The 12,127-nt window shown below is 29.4% G+C and carries 11 protein-coding genes; 9 read left to right on the top strand and 2 right to left on the bottom strand.

The annotated features are described in order from the left end of the window. Nucleotides 1-739 precede the first annotated feature (739 nt). Nucleotides 740-2,368 carry an IS1634 family transposase gene (locus tag EXC51_RS00765; protein WP_129619975.1) on the top strand — a complete coding sequence of 543 codons (1,629 nt, stop codon included), beginning with the start codon at nucleotides 740-742 and terminating at the stop codon, nucleotides 2,366-2,368. Nucleotides 2,369-2,546: 178 nt separating this feature from the next. Here EXC51_RS00765 and topA read toward each other — a convergent pair whose 3' ends face one another. After that, nucleotides 2,547-4,409, bottom strand: coding sequence for a type I DNA topoisomerase (topA, locus tag EXC51_RS00760; RefSeq protein WP_129620076.1), 1,863 nt, complete (start codon nucleotides 4,407-4,409; stop codon nucleotides 2,547-2,549). Nucleotides 4,410-4,669: 260 nt separating this feature from the next. Between topA and rpsF the strand changes: the two genes are divergently transcribed. The 6 genes from rpsF (at nucleotide 4,670) to EXC51_RS00730 (ending at nucleotide 9,010) form a co-directional block, all read left to right on the top strand. Then, nucleotides 4,670-5,080 carry a 30S ribosomal protein S6 gene (gene rpsF / locus EXC51_RS00755; RefSeq protein WP_129620075.1) on the top strand — a complete coding sequence of 137 codons (411 nt, stop codon included), beginning with the start codon at nucleotides 4,670-4,672 and terminating at the stop codon, nucleotides 5,078-5,080. A gap of 32 nt (nucleotides 5,081-5,112) precedes the next feature. Continuing rightward, entirely contained in the window at nucleotides 5,113-5,646 is a 534-nt protein-coding gene (locus EXC51_RS00750; RefSeq protein ID WP_129620074.1) for a single-stranded DNA-binding protein, read from the top strand. Between the two features lie 28 nt (nucleotides 5,647-5,674). Further along, nucleotides 5,675-5,929: a 30S ribosomal protein S18 gene (rpsR, locus tag EXC51_RS00745; protein WP_129620073.1), complete on the top strand. Its 255-nt coding sequence runs from the start codon at nucleotides 5,675-5,677 to the stop codon at nucleotides 5,927-5,929. A 366-nt stretch (nucleotides 5,930-6,295) separates the two neighbouring features. After that, entirely contained in the window at nucleotides 6,296-6,793 is a 498-nt protein-coding gene (gene rplJ / locus EXC51_RS00740) for a 50S ribosomal protein L10 (protein WP_129620072.1), read from the top strand. Between the two features lie 52 nt (nucleotides 6,794-6,845). Continuing rightward, the gene (gene rplL / locus EXC51_RS00735) at nucleotides 6,846-7,217 is read left to right on the top strand and encodes a 50S ribosomal protein L7/L12 (protein ID WP_129620071.1); all 372 of its coding nucleotides are present in this window, start codon (nucleotides 6,846-6,848) and stop codon (nucleotides 7,215-7,217) included. Between the two features lie 113 nt (nucleotides 7,218-7,330). Then, the gene (locus EXC51_RS00730) at nucleotides 7,331-9,010 is read left to right on the top strand and encodes a PTS transporter subunit EIIC (protein WP_129620070.1); all 1,680 of its coding nucleotides are present in this window, start codon (nucleotides 7,331-7,333) and stop codon (nucleotides 9,008-9,010) included. A gap of 225 nt (nucleotides 9,011-9,235) precedes the next feature. On the opposite strand, the gene EXC51_RS00725 is transcribed toward EXC51_RS00730, so the two are convergent. Beyond that, nucleotides 9,236-9,982 (bottom strand): MurR/RpiR family transcriptional regulator, encoded by a 747-nt coding sequence (locus EXC51_RS00725; protein WP_129620069.1) that lies wholly within the window; start codon nucleotides 9,980-9,982, stop codon nucleotides 9,236-9,238. Between the two features lie 39 nt (nucleotides 9,983-10,021). Here EXC51_RS00725 and EXC51_RS00720 point away from each other — a divergent pair, with 39 nt between their 5' ends. Together EXC51_RS00720 and mnmA are read left to right on the top strand one after the other, a co-directional pair. Beyond that, nucleotides 10,022-10,858, top strand: a complete 837-nt coding sequence (locus EXC51_RS00720) for a histidinol-phosphatase (RefSeq protein ID WP_129620068.1) — start codon at nucleotides 10,022-10,024, stop codon at nucleotides 10,856-10,858. A 152-nt stretch (nucleotides 10,859-11,010) separates the two neighbouring features. Continuing rightward, nucleotides 11,011-12,126 (top strand): tRNA 2-thiouridine(34) synthase MnmA, encoded by a 1,116-nt coding sequence (mnmA, locus tag EXC51_RS00715; RefSeq protein WP_129620067.1) that lies wholly within the window; start codon nucleotides 11,011-11,013, stop codon nucleotides 12,124-12,126. Nucleotide 12,127 lies beyond the last annotated feature (1 nt).

Genomic DNA, 12,127 nt, shown 5'->3' with positions numbered 1-12,127 from the left:
TGATAAATAGATTCTCCTAACAAGATAATCACCTTCTTTAGTGCTAGATCAACATTAAATCTTGGTAAATATTTTTAAATGTATTAGGACTTGGAACATTAGAATCCAATCATCAAGCTTTACTTATAAAATTTATATCTTAACTATTTAATAATTTCGTAGAGTCTGTTAAATTAACAGGATTAAAAATGTCACCTGAAGCATTGCCTAACTAAAATTACTTAATTAATCTCATCATTAGGTTAATTAAGCGAATTTAATATTGCATTACCCTTAAATGTAATAAGGATATTAATGAAGTCATTATCATTCCCGTTGCCAATGTGAACTTTGATATTTTCCTTTTTTCATAATTTCCCCTTTTTATAAAAAATAATTTTTTATTTTTATTTATTAAAAATACAAAAATAATTATATTAAAATATAATATCACAAAAAAGGCATATAACCCTATTATGCAGGGCTAAAATGTTTTTTTTTTTTTTTTAGATACCTAAAAAATGCAATATTTATACAAAAATATAGATATTTTTGATATTTTTGCTAACTACTTTTGTTTTTAATTAGCTTGTAATAAAACAAATTTTTGAATGTAATTTTACTACTATAAATGATCCTGAGTTTCCAAGTTGAGCCTATTTTTTAGGCTTATTTTTTATACATATATCAAAGATATATGACCTAAAGAAAAAAATGTTTTTTTACTTACATTACACACATAAAATGATATAATAAGAGCATGAGTTACAGTTTATGCAAGAAAAAACAAAATGGAAAATATTATTTAGTTTTAGCTATTTCTAAAGGTTTTAAAAAAGGTTATGGAAATCAGGTTGGTCTAGGATACTGAGAAGATATCAAAGAAAAGTATGGATTATCTTCAATTGAAGATATGAAAGAAATAGCAAAAAAAGTAGATACATCTTTAGATAAAGCTATTGCAAAAGAAGAATTTTTTAAATTATTAAAACCCACTTCTGTAAAAACAAGTATCCAAAATATTGGAGTTGATTTAATTTATAAAGTTATTAAAGAATTAGATTTATTTTCAGTATTGCCAAAAAGTAAACATAAATCGTTAGAAGAGGTTTTGGAATTTTTCATAGCAACTAGAATTATCCTTCCAAGAAGCTATATGTCACAATATAAAAATAAAAGCGATTTTATAAATGATATTAATGTTAAAAAATCATCAATATATAACTATCTTGATGTTATTTTTGAAAATAAGAACTCTGTTTTAGTCAATTTATTTCAAAAAATAAATGAATTTACAAATCGCAATAATAAAGTTATTCACTTCGATAACACAACAGTTTATTTTGAAAGCTTTACAAGAGAAGGGATGAGAAAAAACGGTTTTTCAAAAGACGGAAAACACAATGAAGATCAAGTAGTCATAGCAATGGCTGTAGACGAAAACGGAATACCAATACACTATAAAGTTTTCCCAGGTAACACGGCTGATGGTAAAACAATGTTATCCTTCGTTTTAGAACTTCAATCAATCTATAAAATAAAGGATATTACAATAGTTGCAGATCGTGGAATAAATAACAACGCAAACTTACGTTTCCTAGAACAAAAAGGAATTAAATATATATTCCAAAAAAGATTAGATACATTAAGTATTGGGATGAAAAAATTCATTCTTGAAGACAAACATTATGTTTTTAGAGATGAAATGTTTTGAAAAGAACAAATTGTTGAATCTGTTTGAAATAAAAATAGATTTAATGGTAAATACAGAAAATGATGTGTGTTTTTCAGTCCTGGGAAAAAGACTTTAGATAAATTAAAAAGAAATAATTTTATTGATAAATTGAATAAGAAAACTGTAAATGGAGAACTGCCACTTAGTTCTTTAGTTCCAGAATATAAAAAGAAATATATGGACATTGATGGCAAAACAGTGGGTAAATTAAATTGAGAGAAAATTAAGAAAAAAGAATCTGAAGATGGTTTTTACATTATTGAAACCAATATTCTAGATTTAACACCAGAAAAAGCTAATGAAATTTACAGAAAACAATGAAAAGTAGAAGAAAATTTCAGAACATTAAAATCTTCTTTACAAGTTAGACCTGTTTTTGTTCATAATGAACAGCATATACTTGCACATCTTTTATTATGTTTCATTGCTCTTGTTGTTTTAAAATACTGTCTTTATAAATTAAAGAAATATTATGAAATCAATGGAGAAATACAAAAAGTGACGTTAGATTTATTTGTGGATTCATTAAGAATGATGACTATAACAAAAAAAGAAGTAAATGGAAAAGTGGTACAAGAAATAATTAATGATTTGGATGAAAACCACAAAGAAAATATAAAAATTTATAAAGATTTTATCGCATGTATGAGTTAATTCTATGTGTGTAATTTTAAATATAAAAAACGAATACACCTTATTTATAGATGTATTCGTTTTTTATAGTGTCTCAACTTGGAAACTCAGGTTTGAATGTAATTTTACTACTATAAATGATGTTATAAAAAGTATAAAAAATCCACATACCAAAAATTGGTATGTGGGCAATTATTAATTATTTAGAAGCAGATTTTTTATAAAAACTTCGTTTGAATGTTTTTTGCGCTTCACCTTCAATACTTCGAGTATATCTGCAATTTGGGAAGTTTTTACATCCTATAAATTTTTGTCCTTTTTTATTAAATCTTTCAAGCAAAATTCCATTATCATCTGGACATGGTTCATCAAGCTGAGTTACTTTTAAAGTTGTTTTTTCCATTGTTTCAGAAGCTTCTTTATAACTTTCTTCAAAGCGTTTTCAGAAATCTTCCATAACTGTATTTTTTTCAAGTTTATCTTCACTAATTTGATCAAGTTCTTCTTCGACTTTAGCTGTGTAATCTTCATTAATGATTTTTGGGAATGAGTTAATTAACTTATCTAAAACAATAGTTCCAAATTCAGTTGGTCAAAGTGTTCCCTCTTTAGTTTCTACATATTGACGATCTTTTAAAATCTTAACTGTAGTAGCAAAAGTTGAAGGACGACCCACTTTAATTTCGTCAAGTGCTTCAATTAATGTTCCTTCATTATAACGAGGAATTGGTTTAGTTTCATGATCTGTGAAAACGAAACTATCTACATCAAGCACATCACCTTTTTTAAATCCTGGATCAATATCATCAGCAGGAATTCCTGTTACAACATAATATCCATCATAAGTAATTTTTGAGAAATTATTTCTAAATTGATACTCACCATTAATGTATGTGTAAGATGTGCTCATTCTCTTAGGTTGTTTAATTAAAGCTTGGAGTGTTGTTTCATAAATTAATTTATATAACTTATATTCTTGCTCAGTCATTTCACTAAATTGTGCTTTAGCTGATTCTGGATCAAGATGTAAGCTGGTTGGACGAATAGCTTCATGGGCGTTTTGGTCACCGCTAAAACCTTTAATTTCTTCAGAGATGTAATCTTTACCTCATTTTTTAGCAATAAATTCATGTCCATGACGCACAAAAGTATCACTTAAACGAGTTGAATCAGTACGTGGATAACTAATAAGTCCACCATCTCCATAACCTTCATAAAGCTTTTGCGCCGCAATTTGAGTTACAGCTGATGAAAAAGGACTTTTACGGTATAAAACAGCTTGTTTAAATGGTTGAATAGCACTTACTTTTCTTTCAGTTGATTTAACATCTGCAACTGTTAATTTTTTATCAGCTTTTTCAAAGTAAGTTTTAAGGCTATCAAGCTCTTGTTTAAAAATTCAATCTTTTTTCTCGCTTGGATTTTCAGGGTTAAAGTAAAAAGCTTCTAATTTGCTCCCAGCTAAAATAGCTGTTAATTTACTATATTGCTCAGGAATAAAAGCTTGAATAATTCTTTCACGATCAATAACTAATTTTAAAGCAATTGATTGCACTCTTCCAGCTGATGGATTAGTTGGAGAATTGCTAAGTTTGTTTTTGATAAGGTAACTTAATCTAAATCCAATAATCCGATCAAGCATTCTCCGTGCTTTTTGAGCATCAACTAAAGCTTCATCAATTTTTCCAACATGTTTTAAAGCATTTAAAATAGCTTCTTCAGTAATTTCATTATATTTTAAACGTGAATATTTATCTTGAATCTTTAAATAATTAACAAGATGTTCTCCAATAGCTTCCCCTTCACGATCCGGGTCAGTTGCAATATAAACATGCTCGGCTTCTTTAACACCTTTTTTAAGTTGTTCTACTACTTTTTTCTTAGTAGAATCAAGTGAATATTCAGGTTCTCAATTTTCAAAATCAATTCCAAGTCCAAATTGTCCACTAGTTTTCATTTTTAAAATATGACCTACACTAGCAAGCACTTCATAATCTTTTCCAAGATATTTTTTAATGGTTTGAACCTTATTTGGTGACTCAACAATAACTAAATTTTTCATATCAATATAATATACACAAATTTTTATGAAATTGAAAAAATTTAGTTAATCACTATGCGCAATCCTAGTTAAAAAAGAAAAATTTAGTTTTCAATTTTTTGACCGTTTTTTCCAATAAGTCTATAATATAGGCCTTAAAAAATACATAGGTCTAGTTAGTTATTTTCATTATTAATTTATAATATATAAGAGTATATTTTTAACTTAATGAAAAATACTCCTTGGCAATTTTTTGCCCAGAATGACCAGAAGGAGAAAAAATGACAAAATACGAAATTATGCTTATCGTTGATCCTAAAGCTGACGTTAAAGTTGCATTCGATTTACTTAATGAAGTATTCGGTGAAAACTCAGTTAAAGCTGAAAAATTAGAGAGAAACGAATTAGCTTACGAAATTAACAAATCAAAACATGCTCAATACGTTCTTGCTAACGTAGAAACAGAAGACGCTAAAAGCGTTCAAGAACTTACACGTCGTTCAAATATCGTAAAAGAAATTTGAAGACTTCTTGCAATTAACCTTGACTCAGAAAAAGGTTTAAACAAAAAAGTTAAAAAATTCAACAAAAAACCATACTTCAAAAAAGATGGAAACAGATCAGTTGAAGGTGCAAAAAGAACATTCAACAGACCACGTAAAGAAAACAAAGAAGAATCTTCACAAAACTAATTCATTGAATATTTAAATTACAAGGTGGCAATATGAACAAAGTTATTTTAATTGGTCGTACAACATCAAATGCTGTGTTAAACTACACAAACTCACAAGTGCCTTATGCACGTGTTTCACTTGCTATTAACCGTGAGTACTACGGTAGAAGTTCAAATAGTAATAATGAAGTTACTGACTTTATTCCTCTTGTAGGGTGAAATGGAACAGCTGATTTAATGGCTAATAGAATCCCTAAAGGGACATTAGTTGCTGTTGAAGGGAGTTTGTATTCAAACACTTATAGATCAAACCAAACTAATACTTTAGTTAGATCTTATGAAGTTAATGTGGAAAGAATTCGTATTTTAGAAAATCGTCAATCAATTAATGAAAGACTTGGAAATTCTGGAGAAAATTCATCATCAAATAATTTCCAAAGAAATACATTCACACCAAGAACAAATAATAACCAAGCTCAAAATAGCTTTGGTACACCAGCTGTAACACTTAATGAAGAAGTTTCACAAAGCTCTGAAATTGATCATCAACTTGGTGAACACTTTAGTAGCGAAGATGACTTATAATAATATTTAAAATATTTTAGGAGTACAAATGAATTTCAAACGTAAAAAAGGTTTCCAACCAAGAAGAAAAGTATGTGAATTTTGCGAATCAAACACACACTACGTAGATTACAAAAATGTTGAATTATTAAACAAATATGTTTCTGCTACAGGAAGCATCAAATCAAAATCTCAAACAGGAACATGTGCAAAACACCAAAGAAAAGTTTCTACAGCTATTAAAAGAGCAAGAGTTATGGCTTTAATGCCTTACATCGTTATTCGTTCAAGAATGGCAAAATAATTTACTCACAATCATGAATTCATCTCTTTTAAGAGGTGAATTTTTTATACTTCTTTATGAGATAACTAAAGGCAATTTTCACACTTGGAATTGACGCATTACTTTATGGAATATACAAAAACGAAAAATAATTCTTTAAATAAGTGGTTTAATTCACTTGAAATATAATTTTTAATTGTGTTTCAAGCTTTTTATTACCTTTTGCTAGGGTTATAAAATCTTCAAAAAGCATTTTGAAATAAAAATTTTTTGATTATAATAAATAAGCAATACATAAAGACAGTAACGGCTTAGGCTTAATATGTTACCGAGTGTATCTCATTCCTTATTGTATTGCAACAAATATAATTTGAAAGGAGGCAGTTAATGTCAGAATCAAAGTTCAAATTAGCAAAAAGAGAAGTTGTTGCTGAAATTTCAGATAAAATCGCTTCTTCACAAGCTGTTGCATTTGCTGAATATCGTGGACTTACTGTTGCTGAACTTCGTGAATTAAGAAAAGAAGCTAAAGCAATGGGTGTTGAAATTAAAGTATACAAAAACCGTTTATTTAAACTTGCTGCTCAAGCAGCTGGATATGCTGATTTATCAGAACACTTAGTTGGTCCAAACATTTTTGCATTTTCTCAAAATGACGAAATGAGTGCAGCTAAATTATTAGTAAAATTTGCTAAAAAACACAAAATCATGGTTATTAAAGCCGGAACATTTGATGGTAAAGTTGTTGATGCTGCAGGTGTTAAACAAGTTGCATCTCTTCCTTCATACGAAGAAGCTCTTGCAATTCTTGCACGTTCATTGATGGCTCCTTTATCACAAATTTCATTATCACTTAAACTTGTAAGTGAAGGAAAATCAGAATAATTAAATTCTAAAAAAGTTAAAAAGCATTAAAAAAAGAAAGGAAGTATTTATAATGGCTAAATTAACAAAAGAAACATTTATCGAATCATTAAAAGAAATGTCAATTAAAGAAGTTATGGAACTTGTTGAAGCAATGAAAGAAGAATTTGGAATCGACCCTACAGCTGCTGTTGCTGTTGCTGCAGCTCCTGCTGAAGGTGGAGAAGCTGAAAAATCATCAGTTAAAGTTGTTCTTAAAGCTGACAACGGTAAAAAAGTTGCAATCATCAAAGTAGTTAAAGATCTTTTAGGACTTTCATTAATGGATGCTAAAAAAATCGTTGATGCATTACCTGCAACAATCAAAGAAAACATCAAACCTGAAGAAGCTGAACCTATCCGTGCAGCTTTAGCAGAAGCTGGTGCTGACGTTGTTGTTGAATAATTTCTTTTAACACACAAATCATTTCAAATATGAGCCTTGGCTCATATTTTTTATTCTATTTAAGAATAAAAAAATCTCAAAAATTATGCACAATTTAGTTATGGAGGTTTTTGATGATTAAAAAAGTAACTATCCCAGATCCGCTTAGAACTTTTTGAAGTAAGTTCCGTAGTGGTTTGGAAAGATTTGGTAGAAGTTTAATCTTACCAGTTTCAATTTTGCCAATTATGGCAATTATTGGTGCAATTGGTTACATTATGATTTCTGCTGGTAATAAAACAGGTGCAATGAAAGATGCTAATTTTGCTGCAGCTGCAAATGCTATTAAATTAATTGGTATGGCTCCAATTTATAACTTAGATATTCTTTTCGCAATTGGTATTGCTGCTGGGCTTGCTAAAGAAGAAAAAGCTTCTTCAGCTCTTTGTGGAATATGTGCCTTAATTGGTCTTTATTTTGCAGGAAATGTGCTTTTAAAATATTCAAGTTTAAAATCACTTTTAGACCCTAAAGAAGTAGGGAAATTAGAATTAATTGAACGGTTTGGAAAATATTCAAATTCATTCAATTTAAATGCTCTTGGTGGTATTTTAGCTGGTTATATCGGTTATTTAACTCACAAATATACATACAGATTACAATTCCCTAAAGCAATCGCATTCTTTGGAGGAGCTAAATTTTCTCCAGTTGCAACCTTTTTAACTTCATTTATTATTGGGTTGCCTTTTAATGCTATTTGAGTATATATTTACTATGCAATTGGTAAAATGGGACAAGGAATTAGATTAATGGGAGCTGGTGGTTCATTCTTATATGGATTTACCAACAGATTACTTCTTCCATTTGGACTTCACAATGTTCCAAATGCTATTTTAAGATACACACCAGCTGGTGGAACTTGAAAATTCATTGTTGAAGGTAAAGAAGAAACATTTAACGGATTTTACACAATCTTACTTGCTAAACTTCAACATGGTCAAAGAATTACCGCTCAAGATTCTATGATTTCAAACGGAACATATCCAACTAATATCTTTGCTCTTCCAGGAGCTGCTGTAGCTATGTTTTTAGCTGTGCCTAAAGATAAAAGAAAAGTAGCTGCTCCAATTATCTTTGGTGCTGTATCTTCAGCTGTGCTTTCAGGAGTTACAGAACCAATTGAATTTACCTTTATTTTCGTAGCACCAGTGCTTTGACTTGTGCATGCTCTTATGACTGGATTTACATATATGTTTATGTATCTTGCAGGTGCAGGTATGGTTTCAGGAACTGGTGAAGGAATTATTACATGATTAATTTACAACCTTTCAGGATACGAAATTATTGATCGTGTATGAATGCTTTGAGTTCTTGGACCTGTCTTCTTTGTTGAATATCTTGTGATATTTTATTTCTTAATTACTAAAATGAATTTAAGTACACCAGGTAGAAATGGAAACGAAGTTAAATTAATGAGTAAAAAAGAATTTAGAGAAAAAACAGCAAATAAAGATAAAGAAGAAACTCAACAAATAAGCGAGCAAACTAATGAGCTTCTTAAAAACGAAAAAGAAGAAGACATTAATTTATCAAAAGAGTTAATTAATGCTTACGGTGGCTTTGAAAATATGACCGAAATTGGAAGTTGCATTTCAAGACTTAGAATTTCAGTTATTGATAAAGACAAAGTGGACCGTGATAGAATTAAAGCGCTTGGTGCAATGGGTGTAGTTGAAAGCGGTGACCAAGTGCAATCTGTTTTTGGTGCTAAAGCAATGGTTTATAGCCGTATTATGAATAATCTTAAAAAATAAAATGATTTGAATAATAATCTTTACAGGGGTATTTGCAGCTCTATTTATAATGGTAGCTGCATTGCTCTTTTACTTACGAAAAAAGAAAAAAATCACCTACGTAGTAGATGAAAATGAAAAATACTTAAGACAGCTATACCAAACTTTCATGAAATATTTACCTTTTGTTTTTTTGCTTTGTGCTTTAGCTTGCGTTATGTTCTTAATTCGCCTTTTAGGCGGTTTTTAAAGTAAATTAAGCAAATAAGTAAAGACAATATTTAAATATAAATGAAAATCTAATGGATCAATTTTTTGCTCTGAGTTAAATTTTTGGAAACTTAAAGTTAATTCATTTGCAAAATCATTAGGAATTTTATTAGTAATTGCTACAATCTTTGAACCTTTGTTTTTGCAAAGTAAAGTTGGAATTAAGGTTTCCATTGTTGTAGCAGAATTGGAAATAAAAATCACTAAAGTTTCTTCATCAGAGACAATAGCTTGTGTGTAGCGATTTGAAAAGCTATCAGGTAAAAAAACGTTATATCCTGCTCTTTGAAGTTGGGTGGTAAATTCATCAGAAACTCTCAAAGCTCCACCAGAAGCATTAATAATGATTTTCTTAGCATTTTTAATTGCGTTAATGATTTTAGTAAAATCAAATTTAAGCAATAACTGAGCAAAGTGAATTGTTTTATTAAGTAGTTCTTGATTTTTTAAATATCCTTGAGTTTTACTAAGTTGAACTTTATTACGATACTTAACAATTTCTCCTTTAAAATCACTAAAAGAGTAAAACCCTAATTTTTTCACAAACTTGCTAATGCTACTTTGAGTAGTGGCGCAAAGCTCAGCAATTTCGCTTGAATTTAATTTATCAATTTGATGAATATTTATAAGTAAAGTTTTTGCAATGTGACCTGAATTGGTATCACGATGTGAATAACCTAATAACTTTTTAATAAGTGAAGATTCTTTAATATTACTAATCATATGCAAATTATATTATAAAAAGATAAAAGGAAGGATTTTATGAAACACGATTACCACAATCACACCTATTTATGTAAACATGCAGATGTGACAATTGATGATCTTTTACAAGAATACTCTGCTCGTGGATACTTAGAAGTGGGTATTTCAGATCACATCCCCTACCCTGGAGAACTTGATTCTAAAGATAATTCACGTATGCATTTAAGTGAAATGGATCAGTACATTGCAGATATTGAAAAAGCACGTAAGAAATATCCAAATATTAAAATTTACACTGGTTTTGAAAGTGAATATTTTCCAAATCAAGATTCTTGGTATCGCCAAGTTTTACAAAGAGAAGATGTGGATTATTTAATTTTAGGAATTCATGCTGTGGAAAATTTAGACCCAGAGAATAACTATAACCGTAATTGCAATACAGCAAAAGAGCTTCAAAGATATTGAGATTCGCTAAGCGCAGGGATGAGAACTGGTTTATTTGCTTATGCAGTGCACCCTGATTTTTATATGAAATCATATGTTGAATGAGATGAGCATTGCGAAGAACTTGCAAACAAAATTTGCGATTTAGCACTTGAACTTGATTTCCCGCTTGGATTTAATATTAATGGATTTTGAAAAGGTCCAAGAATGATTGGAAGTGCTTTTAGAAATAAATATCCAATTGAGCAATTTTGACAAATAGTATCTAAAAAAGGTGTTAAAATTCTTCTTGAATCAGATACACACCACCTTAAACAGCTTCATGATAAAGAAATTGTAGATAAAACTTATAACCTTTTAAAAGAGTGAAAAATTGATCATCTTTTGGTTGAAAAAATTGATATTGAAAAATATAAACAAAAAGTGAAAAAACTTTTAAATAATGCTTAAAAATCCTTAAAGTAGCAATTTTTATAGTTGCTACTTTTTGTTTAGACCCATTTTTGAAAAACTTGATAAAATAAATAATAAACACGCCCGCAATTTTAAAAATTAAGATAAAATTAAGTAAAAATATATTTTTACTTATAAAAGGAGAAATAATGAGTAAAAAAGTAGTTATTGGAATGAGTGGTGGAGTAGATTCATCAGTAGCTGCATACTTGTTACAAAAACAAGGCTACGATGTTGTTGGCCTTTATATGCGGAATTGAGATAGCTTTACCAACAATGACATTTTAGGGAATAAAGATTTAAATCAAGAAGTATGTACTCAAGAGCAAGATTACAATGACGCTCTTAAGGTTGCTCAAAAATTAGGTATCAAACTTGAAAGAGTTGACTTTGTTCAAGAATACTGAGATAATGTTTTTGAAAACTTTATTGAAGAATACAAAAAAGGAAGAACTCCAAACCCAGATATTTTATGTAACAAATACATCAAATTTAATGCTTTTGCAAAATATGCTTTTGAAAAGCTTGGTGCAGATTATATTGCTATGGGTCATTATGCTAAAGTTGAAAATGGACATCTTTATCGTGCTAAAGATCAAAACAAAGATCAAACATACTTTTTAGCTCAGCTTTCACATGAGCAACTTTCAAGAGTTATTATGCCCCTTGCAGATTTAACTAAAGATAAAATTCGAGAAATTGCGGCCGAATTAGAACTTGCTACTGCTAATAAAAAAGACTCAACTGGAATTTGCTTTATTGGCGAAAGAAACTTTGGTCAATTCCTTCAAAACTACATTCCAGCTCAAGATGGTGATACTGTGGATATAACAACTGGTAAAAAAGTTGGAAGACACGTTGGGTGCTTTTATTACACAATCGGTCAAAGAAAAGGTTTAAACCTTGGCGGTATGCCTGAGCCATATTATGTGTGCGGTCATGATGTGAAACAAAATATTTTATATGTAGCTCCTGCTTCTAGAAGCGAATATCTTGATTCGAATATGCTTATTGCTTCAAATTTAAATTTAAATAATACTGATTATGATCCAAATAATTTAACAGCTAAATTTAGATATCGTCAAAATGATATTAAAGTAAGCATTGAACTTTTAGATAACAATGAAGTAAAAATATACTATCCAGAAAAATCACAAGCAGTTACTCCGGGGCAACAAGTTGTTTTATACGATGGAGAAAAATGCATTGGTGGTGCAGTAATTGAAAAAGTTTATTTAGATGATAAACAATTAACATATATTTAGA

The sequence above is a fragment of the Mycoplasmopsis gallinacea genome (assembly GCF_900660495.1).
Lineage (GTDB): Bacteria > Bacillota_I > Bacilli_A > Mycoplasmatales > Metamycoplasmataceae > Mycoplasmopsis > Mycoplasmopsis gallinacea.
The sequence above is the reverse complement of the archived record's forward strand: the minus strand, read 5'-3'. Positions and strand labels throughout refer to the sequence as shown.